The sequence below is a fragment of the Microvirga sp. KLBC 81 genome, from assembly GCF_003075415.1.
In the GTDB taxonomy this organism is placed as follows: domain Bacteria; phylum Pseudomonadota; class Alphaproteobacteria; order Rhizobiales; family Beijerinckiaceae; genus Microvirga.
Genome location: NZ_QDAH01000006.1, coordinates 110,117 through 133,677, shown reverse-complemented (window position 1 = coordinate 133,677; position 23,561 = coordinate 110,117). Strand labels below are relative to the sequence as shown.

At 63.6% G+C, this 23,561-nt stretch carries 26 protein-coding genes; 6 read left to right on the top strand and 20 right to left on the bottom strand.

Annotation, left to right across the window (positions count from 1 at the left end; all coding sequences use genetic code 11):
• Window positions 1-10: 10 nt before the first annotated feature.
• Window positions 11-295 (top strand): porin, encoded by a 285-nt coding sequence (locus DC522_RS06765; protein ID WP_165820070.1) that lies wholly within the window; start codon window positions 11-13, stop codon window positions 293-295.
• A gap of 53 nt (window positions 296-348) precedes the next feature.
• On the opposite strand, the gene DC522_RS06760 is transcribed toward DC522_RS06765, so the two are convergent.
• The gene (locus DC522_RS06760; RefSeq protein WP_116527926.1) at window positions 349-663 is read right to left on the bottom strand and encodes a hypothetical protein; all 315 of its coding nucleotides are present in this window, start codon (window positions 661-663) and stop codon (window positions 349-351) included.
• Window positions 664-895: 232 nt separating this feature from the next.
• Window positions 896-1,726, bottom strand: coding sequence for a hypothetical protein (locus tag DC522_RS06755; protein ID WP_116527925.1), 831 nt, complete (start codon window positions 1,724-1,726; stop codon window positions 896-898).
• 248 nt (window positions 1,727-1,974) lie between these two features.
• Between DC522_RS06755 and DC522_RS06750 the strand changes: the two genes are divergently transcribed.
• From DC522_RS06750 to DC522_RS06740, 3 genes are all read left to right on the top strand, one after another.
• Window positions 1,975-2,859, top strand: coding sequence for a calcium-binding protein (locus DC522_RS06750; RefSeq protein WP_116527924.1), 885 nt, complete (start codon window positions 1,975-1,977; stop codon window positions 2,857-2,859).
• 89 nt (window positions 2,860-2,948) lie between these two features.
• The gene (locus DC522_RS06745; protein ID WP_116527923.1) at window positions 2,949-4,067 is read left to right on the top strand and encodes a mechanosensitive ion channel family protein; all 1,119 of its coding nucleotides are present in this window, start codon (window positions 2,949-2,951) and stop codon (window positions 4,065-4,067) included.
• A gap of 149 nt (window positions 4,068-4,216) precedes the next feature.
• Complete coding sequence (locus DC522_RS06740; protein ID WP_116527922.1) at window positions 4,217-4,372, top strand: DUF1127 domain-containing protein; 156 nt, start codon at window positions 4,217-4,219, stop codon at window positions 4,370-4,372.
• Between the two features lie 58 nt (window positions 4,373-4,430).
• Here DC522_RS06740 and DC522_RS06735 read toward each other — a convergent pair whose 3' ends face one another.
• A complete protein-coding gene (locus DC522_RS06735; protein ID WP_116527921.1) occupies window positions 4,431-5,189 on the bottom strand; it encodes a glucose 1-dehydrogenase in 759 nt (252 codons plus the stop codon).
• An 85-nt stretch (window positions 5,190-5,274) separates the two neighbouring features.
• On the opposite strand from DC522_RS06735, the gene trmFO reads away from it, so the two are divergent.
• Window positions 5,275-6,693, top strand: a complete 1,419-nt coding sequence (gene trmFO, locus DC522_RS06730; protein ID WP_116527920.1) for a methylenetetrahydrofolate--tRNA-(uracil(54)-C(5))-methyltransferase (FADH(2)-oxidizing) TrmFO — start codon at window positions 5,275-5,277, stop codon at window positions 6,691-6,693.
• Between the two features lie 222 nt (window positions 6,694-6,915).
• Here the strand turns inward: trmFO and DC522_RS06725 are convergent, their stop codons facing one another.
• The 5 genes from DC522_RS06725 to yajC all read right to left on the bottom strand — a co-directional run bounded on the left by DC522_RS06725 (window position 6,916) and on the right by yajC (window position 11,140).
• Window positions 6,916-7,758 carry a phytoene/squalene synthase family protein gene (locus tag DC522_RS06725; RefSeq protein WP_116527919.1) on the bottom strand — a complete coding sequence of 281 codons (843 nt, stop codon included), beginning with the start codon at window positions 7,756-7,758 and terminating at the stop codon, window positions 6,916-6,918.
• Between the two features lies 1 nt (window position 7,759).
• A complete protein-coding gene (locus DC522_RS06720; RefSeq protein ID WP_116527918.1) occupies window positions 7,760-8,146 on the bottom strand; it encodes an Mth938-like domain-containing protein in 387 nt (128 codons plus the stop codon).
• 4 nt (window positions 8,147-8,150) lie between these two features.
• Complete coding sequence (gene secF / locus DC522_RS06715) at window positions 8,151-9,089, bottom strand: protein translocase subunit SecF (protein WP_116527917.1); 939 nt, start codon at window positions 9,087-9,089, stop codon at window positions 8,151-8,153.
• A 12-nt stretch (window positions 9,090-9,101) separates the two neighbouring features.
• Window positions 9,102-10,709: a protein translocase subunit SecD gene (secD, locus tag DC522_RS06710; RefSeq protein WP_116527997.1), complete on the bottom strand. Its 1,608-nt coding sequence runs from the start codon at window positions 10,707-10,709 to the stop codon at window positions 9,102-9,104.
• Between the two features lie 95 nt (window positions 10,710-10,804).
• Window positions 10,805-11,140 (bottom strand): preprotein translocase subunit YajC, encoded by a 336-nt coding sequence (gene yajC, locus DC522_RS06705; protein WP_245444019.1) that lies wholly within the window; start codon window positions 11,138-11,140, stop codon window positions 10,805-10,807.
• Between the two features lie 224 nt (window positions 11,141-11,364).
• Between yajC and DC522_RS06700 the strand changes: the two genes are divergently transcribed.
• Window positions 11,365-12,240: an ATP-binding protein gene (locus tag DC522_RS06700; RefSeq protein WP_116527915.1), complete on the top strand. Its 876-nt coding sequence runs from the start codon at window positions 11,365-11,367 to the stop codon at window positions 12,238-12,240.
• A 231-nt stretch (window positions 12,241-12,471) separates the two neighbouring features.
• Here DC522_RS06700 and DC522_RS06695 read toward each other — a convergent pair whose 3' ends face one another.
• The 12 genes from DC522_RS06695 to DC522_RS06640 all read right to left on the bottom strand — a co-directional run bounded on the left by DC522_RS06695 (window position 12,472) and on the right by DC522_RS06640 (window position 23,530).
• Window positions 12,472-13,512, bottom strand: a complete 1,041-nt coding sequence (locus DC522_RS06695) for a M23 family metallopeptidase (RefSeq protein ID WP_245444017.1) — start codon at window positions 13,510-13,512, stop codon at window positions 12,472-12,474.
• Between the two features lie 172 nt (window positions 13,513-13,684).
• Entirely contained in the window at window positions 13,685-14,362 is a 678-nt protein-coding gene (locus tag DC522_RS06690; protein WP_116527913.1) for a protein-L-isoaspartate O-methyltransferase, read from the bottom strand.
• 7 nt (window positions 14,363-14,369) lie between these two features.
• Window positions 14,370-15,131: a 5'/3'-nucleotidase SurE gene (gene surE / locus DC522_RS06685; protein ID WP_116527912.1), complete on the bottom strand. Its 762-nt coding sequence runs from the start codon at window positions 15,129-15,131 to the stop codon at window positions 14,370-14,372.
• Window positions 15,132-15,138: 7 nt separating this feature from the next.
• Window positions 15,139-16,494 carry a serine--tRNA ligase gene (gene serS / locus DC522_RS06680; RefSeq protein ID WP_116527911.1) on the bottom strand — a complete coding sequence of 452 codons (1,356 nt, stop codon included), beginning with the start codon at window positions 16,492-16,494 and terminating at the stop codon, window positions 15,139-15,141.
• 100 nt (window positions 16,495-16,594) lie between these two features.
• The gene (gene tatC, locus DC522_RS06675) at window positions 16,595-17,398 is read right to left on the bottom strand and encodes a twin-arginine translocase subunit TatC (protein WP_116527910.1); all 804 of its coding nucleotides are present in this window, start codon (window positions 17,396-17,398) and stop codon (window positions 16,595-16,597) included.
• On the bottom strand, window positions 17,398-17,928 hold the full coding sequence (tatB, locus tag DC522_RS06670) for a Sec-independent protein translocase protein TatB (RefSeq protein WP_116527909.1): 531 nt from the start codon (window positions 17,926-17,928) through the stop codon (window positions 17,398-17,400). The genes tatC and tatB overlap by 1 nt, the downstream gene beginning before the upstream one ends.
• Window positions 17,929-17,995: 67 nt before the next feature.
• Window positions 17,996-18,235: a twin-arginine translocase TatA/TatE family subunit gene (locus DC522_RS06665; protein WP_116527908.1), complete on the bottom strand. Its 240-nt coding sequence runs from the start codon at window positions 18,233-18,235 to the stop codon at window positions 17,996-17,998.
• Window positions 18,236-18,291: 56 nt separating this feature from the next.
• Window positions 18,292-19,416, bottom strand: coding sequence for an ABC transporter ATP-binding protein (locus DC522_RS06660; protein WP_116527907.1), 1,125 nt, complete (start codon window positions 19,414-19,416; stop codon window positions 18,292-18,294).
• A complete protein-coding gene (gene scpB / locus DC522_RS06655; protein ID WP_165820069.1) occupies window positions 19,413-20,147 on the bottom strand; it encodes an SMC-Scp complex subunit ScpB in 735 nt (244 codons plus the stop codon). The genes DC522_RS06660 and scpB overlap by 4 nt, the downstream gene beginning before the upstream one ends.
• Window positions 20,144-20,953, bottom strand: a complete 810-nt coding sequence (locus DC522_RS06650; protein WP_116527906.1) for a ScpA family protein — start codon at window positions 20,951-20,953, stop codon at window positions 20,144-20,146. Before DC522_RS06650 ends, scpB begins: the two co-directional genes overlap by 4 nt.
• A gap of 39 nt (window positions 20,954-20,992) precedes the next feature.
• The gene (nagZ, locus tag DC522_RS06645) at window positions 20,993-22,012 is read right to left on the bottom strand and encodes a beta-N-acetylhexosaminidase (protein ID WP_116527905.1); all 1,020 of its coding nucleotides are present in this window, start codon (window positions 22,010-22,012) and stop codon (window positions 20,993-20,995) included.
• 72 nt (window positions 22,013-22,084) lie between these two features.
• The gene (locus DC522_RS06640) at window positions 22,085-23,530 is read right to left on the bottom strand and encodes an SPOR domain-containing protein (RefSeq protein WP_116527904.1); all 1,446 of its coding nucleotides are present in this window, start codon (window positions 23,528-23,530) and stop codon (window positions 22,085-22,087) included.
• Window positions 23,531-23,561: the final 31 nt, after the last annotated feature.

Here is a 23,561-nt window from a genome sequence, read left to right as displayed (position 1 = left end):
TTGGCAGCCCATGAGCCGCACGATCCTGATCCTCTCTGCTGCCTTGCTGGCGATGGGCGGCCCTGCTCTGGCAGCTTCCCCTTGCCCGCCTGGGTTCGCACAGCTTCAGAATTCGGACACTTGCGTGCGCATCAGCGGCCGTGTCCGGGCAGAAACAATCGTCGGCTCATCCCGCAGCCGTACATCCGACAGCGTGACGAGCCACGCGAGCGGGCGCGTCCGGATGGATGTGAGAAAGCAGACGGAATACGGACCCCTGCGCGCGGTGATCGGCGTGGACGGGTTCGGGCGTTAGCCTCTCTCCTCCAAATGAAAGGGCGCCCGAAGGCGCCCTGTTCGCTTTGCGGATCAGTACCCGTAATCGTAATATTCTTCGCGGTAATAGCTCCGAGACGGAGCCTCGTAATAGCGGTAGGACGGCTCATACGTGCGATAGACCGGGCGGGCTGTCGCGCCGAGAACGCCTCCAACGATGGCACCCGTTACACCCGCCGCGATAGCAGCATTATTGTTGCGCCGCTTCACGACATAGGCCTGAGCCTTGCCGTTCTTGTAATGGCCATAGGCATGGCCCTTGCCCTTGCCGGGACGAGCATCAGCCGCGCCGGAAAAAGACGTGGCCGCCAGAAGCGCCACGCTCATCGTCAACAGAAGCTTCTTCATCAATCGACTCCGATATCAATCTGGAAAGAACAAGACCTTTTATCGGCGCCAGTTCCGATTTTGTCTATTGCCGGCCTGTGCTGCGGCCTCGCAAAACAGATCGACAGCATTGAGAACATCCATATGAGAAATGTGCTTTGAATACGCTGAGCACGCCCACCATTGACCTTCTTGGCACGATCAAAACAAAAAGGGCCGGAAATCGGCCCCTTTCATTGCGCGAAAGAAACGCTTACTGCGCCGTCGAGCTGCTGCCCTGGGTATTGCCCTGCGAGGACGATCCATCCTGCTGCGGGATCGGCAGCTTCTTGGTGGATGTCGTCGCGTTGCTCTTCTCGAACGAAGTGTTGCCGCTCGAGGTGCCGCGCGTCGAGACCGAACCGGTCGTCGAGGGCGAGCTCGAGGTATTCACATCCGTCGAGGTGCGGGTGGAACTGCGGCGCTGCTCAACCGAGACGCCGACATCCGGCGAGGTATCGCGGGTGCGAACCGTCGTGCGGCGGTTCACGGACACGCTCGGCTCGTTCACTTCCTCGTAGCGACGCACCGTACGGCGACGAACCTCCACCGGCTCATCGACAACCTGATAACGGCGCTTCTTCACCGCGACCTTGTTGGTCTTCTTTTTCTTCACCGCCACCTTCTTCGTGGATGGCTTCTTCTTGATCACCGTGCGGCGAACCTCGGTGTCCGGCTCTTCAATGGTTGTCACGCTGCGACGGCGGGTGACGGAGACGCTCGGCTCTTCAACCTCACGGACGGTGCGGGAGCGAACTGAAACGCCCGTGCGCTCGCGGGTTTCAACGCCCACGCCGACACGCGTGCTGCCCTGCTCGCGGGTCGTCACGTCGGACTGCGAGGTCTGCGAAGACCGGGACGTCGTGCTGTCGCTGCGCTGGGTGCTGCCGGTCGCCTGCTCCTTGTCTCCTGATTGCTGCTTTTTGGGCAGCATCATCTGGGTGTCGGAGGTCGAGGACGAGGAGGTATTCGAGTTCGTCGTAGTCTGCGCGTAAGCCGTACTGCTCAACAGCAGAAGGGCCGCGCCAAGCGCGATCTTCTTCATGGTTTAATCTCCACTTAACTATAAGGTGGAGGAAGAACGCGCACCCTAAATTCCTGTTCCCAATTCCTTCAGTAGTATGGGAGCCCAATACTCTTAGCAGCTTTATGAATACCTGTTCATACTGCAACACCCTCTCGCTGGTTACGAAGCATTAACGTTACCCGGCCTTTCCCAAAACTGTGCAGCTAAAATTCAGATTCACCGCTCTAAGCTCAGGTTATTGAGTTACTCAGTGGGGATGCGCCGCCATGGCTATCTTTCAAGCGTTCAATGCCGCCGGTGTTGGCTTCAACATGTCCGGCACCAGTCCTTCCGGCTGGTCTTTCGTCAGTGCCGATCCGTATATCGAAACGGTCAAGACCTACGACGACGGCTTCGTTGCCGATTTCGACGTGTATGGCAGCTCCCTCATCGACGCTTATAGCGTCTGGTACGCCAGCAACGGATACGACGTCGTCATCGACGATCTGCTCTATGAGAATTACGGCAACGCCGTTCTGTCGATCCAGAATCTCGACCTTCATACGACGGTTGACGACCTGTATGCCTACGACTGGTATGTCGCTCTCAACCGCGGCCATGACACCTTCTACGGCAACGATTACGCGGACGTGATCCGCGGCGGTTATGGGAATGACGTGGTCTATTCCTATGGCGGCCATGACACCCTTTTCGGAGATGCCGGCAGCGACAAACTCTATGGTCTTATCGGAGATGACGATCTCTATGGCGGCACCGGTCGCGACTCGGTGAGCGGGGGATCCGGCAGCGACTATCTGAGCGGCGGCCTTGATATGGACACGCTGTTGGGCGGCACCGGTAGCGACTATTTCGTCTTCGACTCCACCGCCTCGATCTACAATGTCGATACGATCAAGGACTTCACGCCCGCCGACGACACCATCATGTTCGACAACGCCATCTTCACCCGCGTCGGGCCGAATGGCTGGCTTCCCGGCGCTGCGTTCCGGGTCGGCAGAGCCGCCGCGGACTCGACGGACCGCATTATCTACAACAAGGAAACAGGCGCCCTGCTCTATGACCAGGATGGCTATGGCGGCTACGGAGCCGTCAAGGTGGCTCAACTGAAAGCGTGGCTGCCGATTACGAAGTACGATTTCTACGTCCTCTGAACGCGACGGCATGTTCATGCCTTAAGCCCTGGCACTCGCCGGGGCTTTTCTTTTGGGGAACACCTCGTCCTGCTTGGCGTTGCGTTCCCATGCAGGACATCACGAACTCTCTCACCAACGCTCTCGAGCGATGGCAGAGCTTGTGGCCGAGCTGGTTGGTCACCCTCGCTTTTCTCGCTGTCGCAACCGTTCTCCTTCTCTTCCTTCATTCCCTCCTCCTCAGTGCTTTCAGGTTGGTGCTGCGCGGGAGGCTGGCGGAGTTCGGGCGCAAGCTGCTGCGCAGGATCGGCCCACCCACGAGACTCGGCATGCTGGTGCTTGGCCTTGGCGTCGTGGCCCAGGCTCTGCCGCGGCGCGGGGCGAGCTATGACCTGATCCAGTGGGGTCTGCTCTTCGGCTTCATCATCTTCCTCGGCTGGAGCGCGATCACCATCGTGAACACTGCCTCGGAGATCTATCTGCGCCGGGCGCTGAAAGGCTCCGAGGACAGCGTGCTGAGCCGCAAGCTCCTGACCCAGGTGCGCCTGCTGCGCAGAACCGTTGTGTTCGGCCTCGGTTTTCTTACGCTCTCCGCCATTCTCATGACGATCCCGTCCGTGCGGCAATACGGCGTGAGCCTTTTCGCCTCCGCTGGCGTCGCAGGCTTGGCCGTCGGCCTGGCCGCGCGGCCGGTCCTCTCGAACCTTATTGCGGGCGTGCAGCTCGCCATCGCGCAGCCGATCCGGCTCGGCGACGAGGTGCTGCTGGAGGGCGAGTTCGGCACTGTGGAGGAGATCCAGACCACGTATGTGGTCATCCGCCTCTGGGACTGGCGGCGGATGGTCGTGCCCCTCTCCTATTTCATGGAGAAGCCGTTCCAGAACTGGACCCGGCAATCGAGCTCGATCCTTGGCTCGGTGTTCTGGTACCTGGACTACGCCACACCCATCGACGAGGTCCGGGCCAAGTTCATGGAGATCCTGAAATGCTCCAAGTTCTGGGATGGCCAGGTCGGCGTTCTGCACGTCACCAACGCCAAGGAAAGCACGCTTGAGATCAGGGGCCTGATGAGCGCCGCCTCCTCGGGCGCCTCATCGGATCTCCGCAACGAGGTCCGCGAAAAGCTCATAGCTTGGCTGCGGGAAACCTATCCTCAGGCGCTCCCTCGCACACGGACCGAGGTTCTCGGCATCGCTCCAGAGGCCATTCCTGGCGCTCAGGTCCATTAACTTGGCATTAACTTGCCATGCTACTAAAGCATAACTGCCCTACATTATTACCGCTCCTCTTTTGCGGCGCGCAGGCATATATGCTGCATCGCACACAGCAAGAACAAAGGCCGCCGGCTATAGGGGTCGGCAACTGATAGGAGCTTCCAATGTTCGTGTCCTACATCCTCTCTAAAATCCGCGCTTATATGCGTTATCGCGAAACCGTCCGCGAGCTCTCCCTGCTTTCGGATCGCGAGCTCGACGATCTCGGCATCTCCCGCTTCCAGATCGAGAGCATCGCCCGCGAGCACGCTGTCGCGTAAAACGTAGCTGCACCGCAGCAAAGGTCTAGCCCGCTTCCAGCGGGCTTTTTCTTTTCAACTAGCGCCCGCCCGAAACCGGCAGAATGGCTCCGGTGATGTAGGACGCCGCGTCCGACATCAGGAACAGCACCGCTTCCGCGATCTCCTGGGGCTCGCCGATCCGTTTCATGGGAATGAAGGGCAAAAGCCGCTGTATGCGGCCCACGTCCTGCGTGCTGCGCTCATGGATGTCGGTCCGGGTCATGCCTGGCGAGACGGCATTGACCCGCACGCCCTCAGTCGCAAGCTCCCGTGCCAGACCGATGGTGAGGGAATCGATGGCGCCTTTCGAGGCGGCATACCAGACATATTCGTTCGGGCTTCCGAGATGGGCGGCCACGGACGAGATGTTGACGATGGACCCGCCTCCGCCGCCTCGGCTCTGCGACAGGCGCCGCGCCGCTTCTCGCGCCACGAACAGAGCGCCCGTCACGTTGATGTCGATGCATTCGCGCAGAGTCTCGGCGGAAGTCTCCGCGAGCTTGCCCGACTTGCCGGTAATCCCGGCATTGTTCACCACATGGGAAAGCGGGCCGAGCCGCTCCTCCGCTTCGTCGAACAGGCGCAGCACATCTTCTTCGACGGCAACGTCGCCTTGGAAGGCCAGAGCCTCCACGCCCGCAGCCCGGCAGATCTCGACGATCTCCTCGGCGGCCGCACTTTCAGAACGGTAGGTGATGGCCACATCATAGCCACGGGATGCGGCGAGTTGCGCTGTCGCCGCACCTATGCCGCGGCTGCCGCCTGTAATAAGGACCACCGGTCGCTGGGATTGCATGGTGCCTCAAACCTTTTTCAAAGCAACCGGCTCAGCTTGACCAAGGCTCCCATGGGAGTCAACAAGACCGCCCAGGAGAATGACCATGAGCAAGATCGAACCCATTCACGTCATCGGCGGCGGCCTCGCAGGCTCCGAAGCCACCTGGCAGATCGCGCGGGCCGGCGTTCCCGTCATCCTCCACGAGATGCGCCCCGTGCGCGGCACCGACGCGCACAAGACGCAAGGCCTCGCCGAGCTCGTCTGCTCCAACTCCTTCCGCTCGGACGATGCGGAGACGAACGCCGTCGGTCTGCTGCATCAGGAGATGCGCACCCTTGGCTCCCTCATCATGGCCAAGGGCGATGCCAACCAGGTACCCGCAGGCGGCGCGCTGGCGGTTGATCGTGATGGCTTCTCCGATGCCGTCACCGCGGCCCTCGAAGCGCATCCGCTCGTTACCATCGAGCGCGGCGAGGTCACCGGCATTCCACCGGAGGAATGGTCCTCCGTCATCATCGCCACCGGCCCGCTCACCTCGCCTGCTCTGGCAGAGGCGATCCTCAAGCTCACGGGCGAGACGTCGCTTGCCTTCTTCGATGCCATTGCGCCCATCGTCTATCGCGAGTCCATCAACATGGACATCGCGTGGTTCCAGTCGCGCTACGACAAGGTCGGCCCCGGCGGCACGGGCAAGGATTACATCAACTGCCCCATGACCAAGGAGCAGTACGATGCCTTCGTGGATGCGCTGCTTTCAGGCGACAAGACCGAGTTCAAGGAATGGGAGGCCGACACCCCCTATTTCGACGGTTGCCTGCCCATCGAGGTCATGGCCGAGCGCGGCCGGGAGACCCTGCGCCACGGCCCCATGAAACCCGTCGGCCTCACCGACCCGCGCAATCCCGACGTGAAGCCCTATGCCATCGTGCAACTGCGCCAGGACAACGCGCTCGGCACCCTGTTCAACATGGTGGGCTTCCAGACCAAGCTGAAATACGGCGCGCAGACCGGCATCTTCCGCATGATCCCGGGCCTGGAGAATGCCGAGTTCGCGCGCCTCGGTGGCATTCACCGCAACACCTATCTCAACTCGCCGAAGCTCCTCGATCCGACTTTGCGCCTGAAGGCGATGCCGCGCCTGCGCTTTGCCGGCCAGATCACGGGCTGCGAAGGCTATGTGGAGAGCGCGGCCGTGGGCCTGATGACCGGCCGCTTCGCCGCAGCCGAGCGGCTGGGCCATCCGATCCAGCCCCTGCCGCACACCACGGCGCTCGGCGCGCTCATCAACCACATCACGGGCGGTCATATCGAGACCATCGACGAGGGCCCGCGCTCGTTCCAGCCCATGAACGTGAATTTCGGCCTCTTCCCACCGCTCGACCGTGCACCGAAGGCGGAAGACGGCAAGCGCCTGCGTGGCTCGGCCAAGGCGGTTGCGAAGAAGAAGATGCTGACAGACCGCGCCCGCGCCGATCTCGCGGCATGGATGGCGGCGGCCAACATGCCGGCTGCGGCTGAGTAACAGCCGCTCCACTGTCATCCCGGGGCCGCGCAGCGGAGCCCGGGACGATTTACCGAACACTCTCCGCGTCATGGCCGGGCTTGTCCCGGCCATCCCGATACCGAAAAGTGCCGCGCTTCACGCAACCGGGATCACCGGCACAAGGCCGGTGATGACAAGGTGGGAGCCGAATAAAGAACCATCGCGAATGAATCCCCGCCTTCGCGGGGATGACACAGAGACCTAAAACGGCCCGCGCCAGAGTGTCCAGATCTTGCGCCAGTGCGGGATATCCACGGGCGTATGCAGCGGGTCGTAGTCACGCTTTTCCATCGCCTTCAGATAGGGCTCGACCAGGGCAAGCTGGCAGAAGGCGGGCTCGGCCGCGGACGGAATCGTGGGGCGCAAGGTTCTCACCTGATCGAGATGGCGGCGCGCGATAGCGCGCATGTCTGCGAGAGCGCTCTCGAGTCCCGGCCCGCCACGTCCGGTGACGATGTCATCCCGCACAACGCCATGACGCGCCAGAATGTCGGCGGGGATGTAGAGCTGTCCCTGACGCGCATGAATCGGGAAAGCGCGCAGCAGGCCGGTAATGGCATAGGCCACGCCCGCGTGGCCCGCGGCATCCGCCGTGCCGGGGTCCTTGCCGTCGGCGAGGATGATGCTGGAGAGCTGGATCAGGCTCGACGAGGTTTCGCCGCAATAGCCTTCGAGGTCGTTCAGGCTCGGCATGGGATCGTCGTAGAGATCGAACATGCGGGCATCGATCAGATCGACGAGCGACTGCCGGGGCAGTCTGAACTTGACGATGGTGTCGTCGAGCGCGGCAGCGACGGGATTGGCCCGCACATCCCCCCTCGCCTCGCCCTGCAGCGCATCGCGCCACCATTGCAGGCGGATTTCGCCGAGCATGGGCTCCCGCACGGATTCACGAACCCGGGCGATCTCAAAACTGAAGGCATGGAGCGCGAAAAGATAGGGCCGCTTCTCTGTCGGTGCGATCAGGTTGGCAAAATACCGGTCGGGGTCGGCTTCGCGGACGAGCGCCTCGCAATGGACGAAGTTGGATTGGGGATCGGCCATCTTAAGGTACGGCAATGAGGGCAGCGGCGACCTTTCGGTTTTCCGCCAGGAGGATGTTGTAGGTGCGCGTGGCTGCCCCGGTCTGCATCACGTCGAGGCCGATCTTGGCCTCGCGGAAACGCTCGCGACAGGCGCTGGGAATGGCGGCGACATCGACACCTGTGCCGAGGAGCAGCAACTCGATCTCCGCGGCTTCGGCGAAGATCGGCTCAAGGACCTCGTCGGTCAGCTCCGCGATGGAGCTGATGGGCCAGGCTTTGATGCCCGATGGCAGCGCGAGGATCGATCCACGATGAGACATGTCCGCGAAGCGAAAGCCGCCATTGCCGTAGGCATCGATCTGATAGCGTCCAGGCAGGAAGCCATCGTAGAGGCGGCCATCGCTCATGATTTTACTCCGCGGCTGCGGCCTTGCCCTCCGGCACCTTGACGGTCTCGGTTCCGCGCAGGCCGATATAGATCAGCATGGGCGAGGAGATGCAGATCGCCGAGTAGGTGCAGATCACCACGCCATAGAGCATGACCTGGGCGAATCCCTGGATCGCCTGCCCGCCGAAAATCACGAGGGCCAGGAGCGAGAGCGCCGTGGTTGCCGCCGTCATGATCGTACGGGACATGGTGTGGTTGATCGACAGGTTCAACAATTCTTCCGCCGGCATGGCCTTGTAGCGGCGCATGAGCTCGCGGGTACGGTCGAACACCACCACGGTTTCGTTGAGCGAATAGCCCACGATGGTGAGGATCGCCGCAATCGAGGTCATGTTGAACTCGTGACGGGTGATCACGAAGAAGCCGATGGTGAGCACGATGTCGTGGAGCGTGCCGATGATCGACGCCACTGCCAGCTCACGCTCGAAGCGGAACCAGAGATAGAACAGGACCGCGAGCACCGAGAGCACGACGCCGATGGTGCCGGACTGAACGAGCTCGCCCGACACGCGCGGCCCCACCGTCTCGACGCGGCGGAAGTCGTACTCGGCGCCGAAGGTATCGCGCGCCTTCTGCACCACCGCCGTCTGCGCGGCCTCGCCGCCGGGCTGGATCGGGAAGCGCAGCGAAACCTCGCCGGCGGTGCCGAATTCCTGCACCTCCACATCGCCGAACCCGAAGCCCTCGGCGGTCTGGCGGATCTGGGCGACATTGGCCTGGCCGGACTTGGCCTGGATCTCCATGAGCGTGCCGCCCTTGAAGTCGATGCCGAAGTTGAGGCCTGCGGTCATGAGCATGATCGCCGTCGCCACCGAGATCAGCGCCGACAGCGGGAAGGAGAAGCGCCTGAAGCGCATGAAGTCGAAGTGGGAGTTTTCGGGCCAGAGGCGAACGAGGCGCACGATACTCACTCCTTAGAACGGAAGAACTTTGGGGCGCATCCACTGATACCAGAGCGCGATCATCATGCGCGTCAGGGTGACGGCGGTGATCACCGTCGTGAGGATGCCGAGAATGAACACGACCGCGAAGCCGCGCACGGGACCGGAGCCGAGGAAGAACAGGATCACGGCGGCAATCGCCATGGTGCTGTTCGAGTCCACGATGGTGGCGAACGCCCGGTCGAAGCCGGCCTGGATGCCGGACACGATGGAACGTCCTGCGTGAACCTCTTCACGGATGCGCTCGTAGATCAGCACGTTGGAGTCCACCGCCGTGCCGATGGTGAGCACGATGCCCGCGATACCCGGCAGGGTGAGCGTGGCCTCCAACACCGACATGAGACCGAAGATCAGGCCCACATGCACGAGCAACGCGATGTTCGCGATGAGGCCGAACACGCCATAGGTAGCGAACATGAACATGATGACGAAGATACCGGCCACGTAAGTTGCCATCTTGCCGGCCTCGATGGAGTCGCGTCCGAGGCCCGGACCGACGGTGCGCTCTTCCACGATGGTGAGCTTGGCCGGCAGCGCGCCGGAGCGCAGCATGATCGCCAAGTTGTTCACCTGTTCGATGGTGAAGCTGCCCGAGATCTGGCCCGAGCCGCCGGTGATCGGCGATTGGATCGTGGGGGCGGACACGACTTCGTTGTCGAGAACGATGGCGAGCTGGCGGCCCAGATTCTCGGTCGTCGCCTGGCCGAAGCGCTGAGCGCCGCGGATGTTGAAGCGGAAGTTCACGATGGGCTGGTTGGTCTGCGGATCGAACGCTGCCTGAGCATCGGTGAGGTCGCCGCCTTCCGCGATCACGCGGCGTTCGACGGGAACGCGCTGGCCGCCCGCATCGCGCATGGGGAGCATGTCCACATCGGTCGCGCCGGGTTGAGCCAGAAGGCGGAATTCCAGGTTACCAGTCTCACCCAGAAGCTCTTTCAGCTTCTGAGGGTCCTGAAGGCCGGGAACCTGCACGAGCACGCGGTCCGCGCCCTGGCGCTGAATGCTGGGCTCCGTGGTACCGCCGAAGTCGACACGGCGGCGGACAACCTCGATGGACTGATCGACGGCGCGGCGGACCTTCTCGTTGATGCCCGCATCCGTATAGGTCAGCGCGATCGTGCCGTCCGGCGCCTCGTTGATGGCCACGGCCGCGTTGCCGGTCTGGCCGAGCATGGCATTGCCGACCGGCTGGGCCAGCTCGCGCAGGCGCGGCATCAGGCGCTCGCGGTCTGCCGGGTTGGGCACGCGGATCTGCACGCCGCGCGGAACGGTCTGAATGCCGTTCTGGGACACGACCCGGGTGTCGCGCAGGATGCGGCGCACGTCATCGCGCAGAAGGTTGATCTGGGTGCGCATGAGATCCGCCTCATCCACCTGGAGGAGAACGTGGGAACCTCCCTGCAGGTCGAGGCCGAGAACGATGGCGCGCGAGGGCACGAGCCATGATGGAACCCAGCTCGGCACGGCGCTCAAATAGGCCTGGCGCTGCTCACGAGACATCATGCTCGGAACCGCCAGCAGCAGACCGATGATGATGATCGCCAGGGTGGCGAAGATCTTCGACTTCGAGAAGCGCAGCATCGTCAGCTCAACCTTTCTCAAACGCTTTTTCCGCACACGCGGTGCGGCGAACCGGCCCTCAAGGGCTTCAAGCCCGAGGGCCGGCTTTCTTGATTTTACGCCTTCACCGGCTCGCTCTTGGAGCGGACCTCGGAGATCATGGCGCGGGCCACCTTCACCTTCACGTTGTCGGCGATCTCGACCTCGACGTCAGCCGAATCCTCGAGCACCTTCGTCACCTTGCCGATGATGCCGCCGGAGGTGACGACGGTGTCGCCGCGGCGCACGTTCTTGATCATCTCCTGGTGAGCCTTCACCCGGCGCTGCTGCGGACGGATGATCAGGAACCACATGATCACGAAAATCAGGATGAACGGGACGAACTGGATGATGGCATCCATTCCGCCCCCGGCAGCGGGGGCCCCTTGTGCGAAGGCAGGTGAAATGAACAAGCGGCTCTCCATGGATAAAGGCGCGAGGCGGGCACTTCTCTAAGGCCCACCCGCGCCAGACAGGATTGAAAGTGGGCGGACTATACCGATCGACTCCACGAAATCAATGAAGTTGGAGGCCTTTCCTAAGCCTCCTGCGGGCTTTCCGACTCCTCTTCCATGGACCGGAGGGCGGTTTTTGCGCTAAGCACGGCCTCCTCACCGTTTCTTGATGTCAGATGCCCATGTCCGCAGACCTCACCTCCCCCGAATCCATGGCTCTCCTGAAGCGCATTGCCGACGCCCTGGAGCGGATAGCCCCTGCAGGCGCTCCCCAGGCCAATTTCGCGGCAGCGGATGCTTTTGTGTGGCACGCGGCGGCCCGCCGGCTCTCGCCTGTGCCGAAGGTGAACCGGGTCGAGATGACCCTGCTGAGAGGCATCGACCGGGTGCGGGACCAGCTCGCCGAGAACACCGCCCGCTTTGCCAGGGGCCTGCCCGCCAACAACGCCCTGCTCTGGGGCGCACGGGGCATGGGCAAGTCCTCCCTGGTGAAGGCGGTCCATGCGGAGATCAATGCCACAAAGGCGGCAGACGCTCGCGCCCTCAAGCTCATCGAGATCCACCGAGAGGATATCGAGACCCTGCCCGACCTGATGGGCATTCTACGCTCCGACCCGCACCGCTTCATCGTCTTCTGCGACGATCTTTCCTTCGATGCGGACGACACCTCCTACAAGTCTCTGAAGGCAGTGCTGGAAGGCGGCATCGAGGGCCGGCCGGACAACGTGATCTTCTACGCCACGTCCAACCGCCGCCACCTGCTGCCCCGCGACATGATGGAAAACGAGCGCTCGACCGCCATCAATCCCGGCGAGGCCGTGGAGGAGAAGGTGTCGCTGTCCGACCGCTTCGGCCTGTGGCTCGGCTTCCACAAGTGCAGCCAGGACGAATATCTGGACATGGTCTTCGGCTATGTGAACCATCTGGGGCTCGATGCCGACCGTGATGCCATCCGCGCCGAGGCGCTGGAATGGGCCACCACCCGGGGCGCCCGCTCCGGCCGCACGGCCTGGCAGTTCATTCAGGATCTGGCGGGCCGCCTGGGCAAGGCAATTTAAGCACCTTTCCAACAGCACCATCCTCATCCTGAGGAGGCGCCGAAAGCGCCGTCTCGAAGGAGGCGCCAGTGCACGCTGGAATCTCCTTCGAGACGCAGACTTCGTCTGCTCCTCAGGATGAGGGCTGCGATTTCGATGATTATAAAGACAAAAGGACGGTGGCTGAGCTCCACCGTCCCCTCGCTTGATCAGCCTCGGGTCTCGAAAGCCAATCTAAACCTGTCGTCGAACTTAGTCCGCGAGATGCTTCATCGGGTCGACCGGAGTCGCGCCCTTGCGGATCTCGAAGTGGAGCTGCGGCGAGGTCACGTTGCCGGTCTGGCCGGAGGTGGCGATCACCTGACCGCGCTTCACCTGCTCGCCGCGCTTCACGCTGAGCGAGCCGTTGTGGGCGTAGGCGGAAACGTAGCCGTTGTCGTGGCGGATGAGGACGAGGTTGCCGTAGCCCTTCACCTCGCTGCCCGCATAGGTCACGGTGCCGGCCTCGGCAGCCTTCACTGGCGTGCCCTCGGGAACGGCGATGTTGATGCCCTCGTTGCCGCCATTGGCGCCGAAGCCTGCGATGACGCGACCGCGGGCCGGCCAGCGGAAGTTGCTGGCTGACAGGCTCGCCGTCTGCTCGGGCTCAGCCACCGGAGCCTTCGCGGCCTCAGGCTGCGGAGCCGACGCGGGAGCAGGAGCCGGAGCGACTGACTGCGTGGCAACCGGAGCGGGCTTCACGGGCTGGGGCTCAATGGCCGCAACCTTCTGAGATTCGACAGGACGTGCTGGCGACACGAGCGGTTCATTCGTGGCCGAAGCGACCTGCTGCATCGGAGAGGACTTGGCGGGTGCCGGAGCCGGAGCGGCAACCGGGGCCTGCGCCTGCTGCACGGAAGAATTCATGCCGGGACGAACGCGCCGGGATGTCTCGACAGGAGCCGGCTCATTGTTCACCGCGACCTTCGTCTGATCGACGAGGCGCATCTTCGGCTGGGCAGGAGCGGGGGTCATCGCGACGGGACGGGGCTGCTGCTGGACCGGAGTGGCGACGGGGGCCGATGCCACGCGCGAGGGCTGAGACAGCGGCTGAGCCTGCACCGGGGGTAGCGCCTGCGCCTGAACGGGAGAGGTCGGCATCGGAGTCGCTGCATAGGACGGAGCGGGTTGAGATGCCGTAGGCGTGCCGGGCGCGACGCGTTCGCTGTTCGCAAACGGATTCGAGAACGGGTTCTCCGAGAACCGCAAGCTCTCGCCACTACAGGCAGCCGCCGCACTGCCGATCAAACTCACCAAAGCGATCCGCGAAGCCGCAACCCAATGCCCAGAACCCACACGCAAACGCATGACTTAATTACCCCAACCGCACGCAACTCGATGGGGCCATTAAAACCCTGTTCAGGTTAAGCAAGGGTTGACGACATGAACATTGTCGTAACCGTGCCGCAAAAATTTTTCGATTTGATCAGAGTGTCGCCGCAATGCCGGTGACGAGCGGGGAAATGCGCAACGGCGCTCCCAGGTTCCGGGTGAATTCCCCATCCGGCAAACGCTCGATCTGCACGAGGCGCGGGGCTCCGTCCTGTGTCAACGCTCCCACGAGACGCCCGCCGGGACCGAGCAGCGATGTCAGCGTCTGCGGAATTTCAGGTCGCGCGCCGTTGAGCAGGATGCGGTCGAACCGCTCGCGCACACGCGCCGCAAGACCGTCACCGATTTCCATGCGCACTTTGCCTGCTTCCACGATCTTGAGATGCTGGGCTGCGCTTTCAGCCAGCGTGTTGAAACGCTCGACCGTCGTCACCTCCGCACCGAGATGCGCCAAGAGTGCCGTGACATAGCCGGTGCCGGTGCCGACCTCGAGAACGCGTTGCCCAGGCGCGACACCCAGCGCCAGCAGCATCGTGGCCACCGTGCCCGGCGCGGTCATCGTCTGCCCGCAGGGAAGCGGCAGAGCCACATCGGTGCGAGAGAGATCACGGAAACGGCGCGGCGCGAACACATCGCGCGGCACGAGTTCCATGGCGCGCAGCAATGCCGTGTTGCGAATGCCCTTGGCGCGCAGCGACAGGACGAACGATGCAACGCCGATAGCCTCCTGCTCACTGCGGGCTTCCGCTTCGGAGAAGGGCTCTCGGCTCATCGTGTCTCTACCCGAAGGCTTGCGCGTAACGCGTGAGCGTGGGCTCGTCGGTCATGTCGATGCGCAAAGGCGTGACCGCGATGCGCTTGTGGGCGAGCGCCCATAGATCCGTGCCGTTGCCGGGCGTGAACGGGCCACGCTCGAACGCGATCCAGTAATAGGGATTGCCGCGTCCATCGAGCCTCGCATCAAGACGCAGAAGTTCCTGCGTGCGCTGCCCCTGATTGACCACCGCCGTGCCCTGAACCTCCTCCGGCTCGCAATCCGGAAAGTTCACGTTGACGAGAATGCCCTTCTCGATGCCCGCATCGATGATCTTGCGGATGATGTTCGGGCCGTGATGCTCGGCGCAATGCCACCGAGGAGAATTCCGCGTGCCGGGCCCATAAGCCTGCGAGAGTGCGATGGAGGGAACGCCGAGAAGCGTGCCCTCGATGGCACCAGCCACCGTGCCGGAATAGGTCACGTCCTCAGCGGCATTCTGCCCACGATTGACGCCGGAGAGCACGAGATCCGGCTTATGTTCGCGCATCAGCTCGCGCACGCCCATGATCACGCAATCCGTCGGCGTGCCCTTCACGGCGAAATGCCGGCTGGAAATTTCGCGCAAGCGCAACGGATCGTTGAGCGAGAGCGAATGCGCGACGCCGCTCTGGTCCGTCTCCGGCGCCACCACCCACACATCGTCGGAAAGATTGCGGGCGATGGCCTCCAGGGTCTTCAACCCTGGAGCATGAATGCCGTCGTCGTTGGTGCAGAGAATGCGCATGTCAGCCTCAGGCCTCGATGCGGGTGAGACCGCCCATATAAGGCTGCAGAGCCGTCGGGATCGTCACGCTGCCATCCTCGTTCTGGTAGTTCTCCAGAACCGCAACGAGCGTGCGACCGACGGCAAGGCCCGAACCGTTGAGCGTGTGCACGAAGCGCGGCGACTTCTCGGAGGCCGAGCGGTAGCGGGCATTCATGCGCCGTGCCTGGAAGTCGGAGCAGACCGAGCAGCTCGAAATCTCGCGATACGTCCCCTGTCCCGGCAGCCACACCTCGATGTCGTAGGTCTTGGTCGAGGAGAAGCCCATGTCGCCCGTGCAGAGCGTCAGGGTGCGGAACGGCAGCTCCAGCTTCTTCAGCACGTTCTCGGCGCAGGTGAGCATGCGCTCATGCTCTTCCGCCGACGTTTCCGGCGTCGTGATCGAGACGAGCTCGCATTTGACGAACTGGTGCTGGCGGATCATGCCGCGTGTATCGCGACCGGCAGAGCCCGCCTCGGCGCGGAAGCTCGGCGTGAGCGCGGTAAAGCGCAGCGGAAGCTCCTCCTCGGAGAGGATCTGCTCGCGCACGAGATTGGTGAGCGTGACCTCCGCCGTCGGAATCATGCCGTAGCGGGTATCCTTGATGATCTTCCGCACAGCCTCACGCGGCTGGCCCTCGAAAGCAGCCACAACCGCTTGCTCAAGAGAGTTGCCGGGGAAAGCCCAGAACTGATCGTCCTCGAACTTCGGCAGCTGTGCCGTGCCGAACATGGTGTCGTCGCGCACCAAAAGCGGCGGGTTCACTTCCGTGTAGCCGTGCTCGCTGATGTGCAGGTCGATCATGAACTGGCCGAGCGCGCGCTCCAGGCGGGCGAGCTGGCCTTTGAGGATCACGAAGCGAGCGCCCGACATCTTGGCGGCGGTTTCGAAATCCATCAGGCCGAGGGCCTCGCCGATTTCGAAATGCTGCTTGGCGTTGTTGATCGTCGGGGGCGTGCCGAAGCGATGGCGCTCCACGTTGCCGTGCTCGTCGGAGCCGACCGGAACGTCCTCCTTGGGAATATTCGGGATGGAGGCGAGAGCCTCGAAAAGGGCCTTGTCGGCGGCGCGCTCGGCCTCCTCCAGCTCCGGCATCGACTCCTTGATGCGGGCGACCTCCGCCATCAGCTCCTGCGCACGCGCCTCGTCCTTCTTGGCCTTGGCCTGGCCGATCTCCTTCGACATGGCGTTGCGGCGCTCGGTGGCGGCCTGCAGCGCGGAGACGGCAGCTTTGCGGGCATCGTCGAGGGCGACCAGGCGCTCGGACAAGGGCTCCATGCCCCGGTTCCGGAGGCCTTTGTCGAAAGCCGCGGGATTCTCGCGGATGGAACGGATGTCGTGCATGGGAGTCTAGGACCTGCTTGATGATGCGGCCTGCCCTTAGCACAGACCGCCCCGTTGTTCACGCCAAGGTTGAACGGCCTTCCGGAGGCTTTTTTGGGCCTTACCCTTCCGCCGCACGCGCGGCCTCGGCTTCCGCGCGCCTCTTCTCCACCATGCGGACGGAGAAGATGGACGCCTCGTAAAGAAGCAAGGTGGGGACCGCAAGGGCGAACTGGCTGATCACGTCAGGCGGGGTCAGAACCGCCGCAATCACGAAGACGACAACGATGGCGTAGCGCCGCTTTTCCTTCAGGAACTGCGAATCGATGATCCCGGCGCGGGCCAGAAGGGTCAGGATTACGGGCAACTGGAAGCAGATGCCGAACGCGAAGATCAGGGTCATGATCAGCGACAGGTATTCGCTGACCTTCGGGAGAAATTCGATGGCCGGGCCGCTTTCCGTCGCCAGTTGCTGCATGCCCACGGAAAAACGCATGAGCAGCGGCATGGCGATGAAGTAAACGCAGGCTGCACCGATGGCGAAGAGAACAGGCGTCGCAATGAGGTACGGCAGGAAGGCCCGCCGCTCGTTCTTGTAGAGCCCCGGCGCCACGAACTTGTAGATCTGCACCGCGATCACCGGGAAGGCCAGGAAGCCAGCACCGAAGGCCGCCACCTGGATTTGCGTGAAGAGATATTCGAGGCCGTGCGTATAGACGAGATGCGCCTTCTCGGGCGAACCGACCGCCAGCACATAAGGCCACACGAGCGCATTGTAGATGTACTTCGCGGCGGCAAAGCAGACGAAGAACATGGCGACGAACGCCACCATCGCCTTGATGAGGCGAGAGCGCAGCTCGGTCAGGTGCTCGATCAGAGGCGCGCGCGATGCCTCGACCTCATCCTCTTCAACGGCGGTGGTCATCAGGCTTTCGCGTCCGTTTGTTCTGGAGCCGATTGAGCAGCGGCAGCTTTCTTCGCCTCGATCTCGGCCTCACGGCGCAGGGACTCGGCTATGGCTTCAGCCGGATCGTCCATGGGCGGGGGCGGCAAATCGACCTGCGGGAGCGGAGTGGTCGGCGCAGGCGCCCGGCCTTCCACGATCGCCTGGATCGACGCGTCCCCGGTGGGCTGCTGCACAGGGGCTTCGGGCGAAGCCACCACCGGCTCCTCGACAGCGTCCTTCAACTCATCCCGGATCGTCTGGATAGGGTTGAAATCCGTGTTGAGAGAAGAAACGGAGTCGTTGACGCCCTGAAGCTGCTTCTTGACCTCGTCGAGCTCGGCTTCGCGCATGGCCTCGTTGAACTGGCCCTGAAACTCCGCCGCCATGCGGCGAAGCTTGCTCGTGACCTGTCCAACCGTCCGCAGAGCGCGCGGCAGGTCCTTTGGGCCAATCACGATCAGCGCGACGGCGCCGATCACCATGACCTCACCCCAGCTCATGTCCAACATGGCGTGGCCTCGACCCTGCCTTTACTCAACTCACCGCAGCCACGAAGAGCGGCTGCTACCCAAGAACTCAACCGACCTTGTGGTCCGTCGTCGCGGCGTTGGTCTGCGTGCCGGCCTGATGATCGATCGTGCGCACGGGCTCGGAAGGCGGCACCGGCTTTGCGGTATCGTCCTCGCTCATGCCCTTCTTGAAGGCTTTGATGCCCTTGGCAACATCACCCATCAGATCGGAGATCTTGCCGCGTCCGAACAGCAGGACAACGATCAGACCGACAACGATCCAGTGCCAAATACTAGCGCCACCCATGGCAATCCTCCTGCGCCCCGAGAGGCGCGAACTTGGAATATGAACTCGCCGTCAACCTAGGCGTCCGACGCGGCGAAAACAAGGACATCCTTTGGATCAACCTCGATGCCCACATCCTGTCCTTCCCTCACGCCAACGGGATCGTGAACGCGGGCCTGAAGCGGCCGGTCGAGGCCCGGGACATCGATATGCACCAGATCGACCTCGCCGAGAAAGCGGCGTGATACCACACGTCCCGGCAGGCAGAAGCCTTGAGGCTTGAGCCTCACCCCTTGCGGCCGCACGCAGACGATGGCCGGGCCATCCCCCAGATGCGGGGCGGGGAACACGCCCACCGGACAGGTCACCTGCCCGTTTTTCACGGTGCCTTCGATCTCGTTGAAGTCGCAGAAGAACCGGGCCGCAAAGAGATTGACCGGCTTTCGGTAGATCTCCTCGGCAGGTCCCTGCTGGACGATGGTGCCGGCGCTCATCAGAACGATCCGGTCCGCGATCCGCATGGCCTCTTCCGGATCATGCGTGACCACGATGGTCGTAGCGCGGGTTTCTCTCAGGATTGCGACGGTCTCGTCGCGGATCGCATCGCGCATGCGCCGGTCGAGGTTCGAGAATGGCTCGTCCATGAGCAGCACGCCGGGCCTCGGCGCGATGGAGCGTGCCAGCGCCACGCGCTGCTGCTCGCCGCCGGAGAGCGTGTGAGGGAACTCGTTGGCGTAATGCTCGAGGCCCACGCGGGACAGGGCGCGGCGGGCGGCGATATCGGCCTCCGAGGCGGAGAGGTCCTTCAAGCCGAACATCACGTTCTGCAGGATCGTCATGTGCGGGAACAGGGCGTAATCCTGGAACATGAGGCCGATGCCGCGCCGCTCCGGCTCCACGAAATTCTTCGGCCCGCTGACCTCGCGGCCATCCATCAGGACCCGACCGGAGGTGGGAGCCTCGACGCCCGCCGCAATACGCAGAAGCGTAGTCTTGCCGCAGCCCGAATGACCAAGAAGGCAGACGAGCTCACCCGGCTCGACGATCAGAGACACGCCCTTGAGGACTTCGGTGGAATTGTAGGTCTGGACAATGTTCTCGAAGGAGAGCTGGGCCGGAATGGACGCGCCAGCCGTGCCGCGCTGCCCCCATCGGGGCAGCCGGAAACGGTCGCGGGCGGACACGGCTGGCTTGTCGCTCATTCCCCGCTGGTCTCGCCGGTCCCGGTCTGGTGCATCTCAAGTGGCTCCTGGAAGAGTTCGTCCTGATCCAGGGGATCCTCATCCTCGCGCAGCGCCTCCGCATCGGAGGGCACCGGCACGGACATGTCGGAGGGCACGCGCCCTTCGATGAAGCCTGCGCCCTTGAGTTCCTCGAGGCCCGGAAGGTCCTCGATGGCATCAAGACCGAAATGGTCCAGGAAGGCGGGCGTGGTGCCATAGGTCACGGGTCGGCCCGGCGCCTTGCGGCGACCGCGCAGGCGGATCCAGCCGGTCTCCAGCAGCAGGTCGAGGGTGCCCTTGGAGGTGGCGACGCCACGGATCTCTTCGATCTCGGCGCGGGTCACCGGCTGGTGATAGGCGATGATCGACAGGGTCTCCATGGCGGCGCGGGAGAGCTTGCGTTGCTCCACCACGTCACGGGCGAGCACGAAGGCAAGATCGCTCGCGGTGCGAAACGCCCATTTGCCCGCCACGCGGACGAGATTGACGCCGCGGAGCGCATAAATCTCCTGCAGGTCCTCAAGGATCTTCTGGATATCCGCCCCCTCCGGCAGGCGGCCGGCCAGTTCGTCGGCGCTCAGCGGATCAGCGGAGGCGAACAGCAGCGCCTCGGCAATGCGGATCGCCTCGCCATGGTCGGGCATGCGGTTCTCGACGGAATTCTCTTCGGGAGCCTCGACGTCTTGGATTTCGGCTGTTTCATCCATCATGATTGGGCTCCTGTCTCGGCCGGGTCGGCAACGGGTTTGACCCAGACCGGAGCGAAGGCTTCATCCTGCCTCATCGTGAGCTTGCCCTCGCGGACCATTTCCAGGGTCGCGGACAGGGCGGAGGCCAGAACGGTCGGCCGCATGGAGGGTTCGACCATGTATTCCACCAGATAGGTATCGAGCGTCACCCAATCGCTCAAGTGGCCGACGAGCCGCTCCAGCGCCTCGCGGGCATCGATGAGTGACCAGACATTGCGCTTGTGCAGGGAAACCTTGCTGTTGAACTGCACCTGACGCTGCTGCGCATAGGCCTTGAGCAGGTCATAGAGGCTCGCCTCGTAGCGGGCGTCCCGGTTGATGACGACAGGCTCGGGCGCGCCTCGGGCGAACACGTCGCGGCCCAGCAGGGAGCGCTCGCCAAGCTTCTTGGCGACCTCACGGATCGCTTCAAGGCGGCGCAGGCGCAGGGCCAGTGCCGTCGCCAGATCCTCCGCGCTCGGCTCCTCGCCTTTTGGCGGCTCGGGCAGCAGGAGGCGGGACTTCAGATAGGCGAGCCAGGCCGCCATCACGAGGTAATCTGCCGCCAGCTCCAGGCGCATGCGGCGCGCCTCTTCGATGAAGGCAATGTATTGCTCGGCCAGAGCCAGGATGGAGATGCGGTGCAGGTCCACCTTCTGGCGGCGGGCCAGCTCCAGCAGAAGATCGAGCGGGCCTTCGAAGCCGTCCACGTCCACGAGGAGCGCGGGCTCGCTTTCCGCGCGCTCGGCGGCGGGCTCGACATCCTCAAAAGGTAAGGGCTTGGCCATGGACGATACTCAACTGAAGCGGGTTCGACCTTGGGACGCTTAAGACGTCATCGCAAGCGCGGCGTCGAGTCTTGCACGCGCATCCACAGGATCGAGCGGCTCCGGCTCGTGCCGGATGCGGGAAAGCGCAGCCTCGGCTCGCCTTAGGGAAGCCCCTTCAAGGATGGGCGCCCCCTCGGCCACAGCCGACATTTCCTCTATATCGCCATTGCAATGGAGAGCCATGTCGCAGCCTGCCGCAAAGGCAGCTTCGGTCTTTTCCCGGAAGGAACCCGACAAGGCCTTCATGGACAGGTCGTCGGTCATGACGAGGCCGTCATAGCCGATATGACCCCGGATGATCTCCTCCATGATAACTGGGGATGTCGTCGCGGGCCTCTCCGGGTCGAGCGCGGTGTAGACGACGTGAGCCGTCATCGCGAGAGGCATATCGGTCAGCATGCGGAAGGGCGCGAAATCGTGGCGCTCCAGCTCCTCGCGGGAGACATCCACCACCGGAAGCGCCAGATGGCTGTCGGCCCCTGCCCGACCATGGCCCGGCATATGCTTGACGACCGGCAGGACGCCGCCCGCCAGGAGCCCTTCGGCGGCAGCCCGGCCGAGGACGGCCACCTTCTCCGGCGTCTTGCCATAGGCCCGATCGCCAATGACGTCGTGAGCGCCCGGCGAAGGCACGTCGAGCACGGGCAGGCAATCCACGGTCACGCCAACGGAGCGCAGGTCATGGGCGATCAGGCGCGCGCCGAGGCGGGCGAGTTCCCGCTGAACCAAAGGATCGTTGGCGTGAAGGGCGCCGTAAGTGGCGCCGGACGGGTATTTCGGCCAATGGGGCGGGCCCATGCGCTGAACCCGGCCGCCCTCCTGGTCGATCAGGATGGGGGCATCCTCGCTTCCGATCGTTTCCCGCAAGGCGGCGCAGAGCGCCCTCACCTGTTCAGGATTGTCGATATTCCGGCGGAACAGGATGAATCCCCAGGGAGCAGCCTCCTTGAAGAAGGCGATCTCATCGGGGGTGAGCTCATGGCCGGAACAGCCAGCAATAAAGGCGCGGGTTTTCATGCCCGCGCCTTACGTCCCTTGGATGGAAGGGTCAAGGAGTCTTGTCGGCCAAGTTACCGGCCAAGTCTGCCTTTAATTCTTAGCCACGAAGCACTGGCCGCCCTGCCCCTGCAGCTTGGAGCAGAGAGCGGAAGCCTCATCCCGCGACATGGGTCCGACCCGGACGCGGTAGATCGTGTTGCCGTTCACCTCGGCCTTGCGGATCAGGGAAGATGCGCCGGCCAGATCAGGATACTTGCGCTGATAGGAGGCAAAGGCCGAAGCCGCCGCATCCTCCGTGTTCGCCAAGCCTAGCTGGACCGCATAGCCGCCTGCGGTGGTCGTATCCGCCGTCGCCGCAGGAGCCGCCACTGGAACCGGCTGGGCCGAGGCAACCTTCTGCGGCGCAGGAGTGGCGGCAGGCGTTGCTGCCACCGGCGTCGCGGCTGCAGGAGCTGGCTTCGGCGTGGGAGCCGGCGCTGCAGGCGTCGCCGCAGCAGGCTTGGGCTGACCAGAAGCCGTCTGAACCGCTGCGGGCTGTGCTGCCGGGGTAGCCGGCATGGTCATGGTCGGAACCGGAGAAGCAGCCGGAGCAGGCTCCGGCGCTCCAACCACGGAGCCATCGGGGCGGATCGTGACCGTTCGCACCTTGCGCGGCTCACCGAGGTTCAGGCTGTTGGACGCGCCGCGAGCTTGACCGGACGCACCAGGAACGGTCGTACCGGTGGCATCTGCCACGGCTCCGCCAGTCGAACGCACGGCCTGCTTCACATCGACAGGCTGCTCCTCGCGGTTCACAACCTTGGTCTCGGTCTGCTGAGCGCGCTCGTAGATCTGCTTGTTCTGGTTCGGGATCTCGACCCCGCCCGGATTCTGCGGCTGCACCTTCACCGGATCGGTGGTTGCCTGGACCAGGATCGGCTTACCGCTTGTTCCAGTCGGAGAACTGGCGAAGAAATAGGCACCACCGCCCCCGATCACGATAGCGCCGACAACGGCGCCGATGGCGATCAGGCCCTTGCGGGACCGGGGCTTCTCGACCGCCGGATAATCCAATCGCTCAGGCCCTGCGTAAGCAGCGCCGTCATAGCCGTCCGCACCGTCGTCGTAATACTCGTCCGCATAGGCGGCCTCGTTGTAGGCATCCTGCTGAGCCGGGGCGGGCTGCTGGTAGCCATAGGCCTGGCCATTGCTGCGCGGAGCCTCGGGCTGGGGGGCATAGCCGCCGGTGTTGAAATCGCGGACGCCGAACTCGGTCGAGCGCGCCTGCGGCTGAACCTGGCGAGGAGCCGGCGTCACAGTGTCGCGGGCCACAAAAAGATCGTCGATAGCAGACGACTGCTGGCGCGGATGCGCAGCACCGTCATTGGCCAAAATGGCCTGAAAAGGGTCGTCCTGGCCCACGATCCGGGCCAATTCGGCCAGCGGATCGTTGCTGCGCGGTGCGGCGGGCTGGACCTGAGGGGAGCCCGCCTGGGCAAGGTGCCGCTCGATCTCGTTGAGATCGACGGCAAAACGGGGCTTCACTGATTCGCTCATGCGCCGGTTCTCCAGTTACGCGACAGGAGCC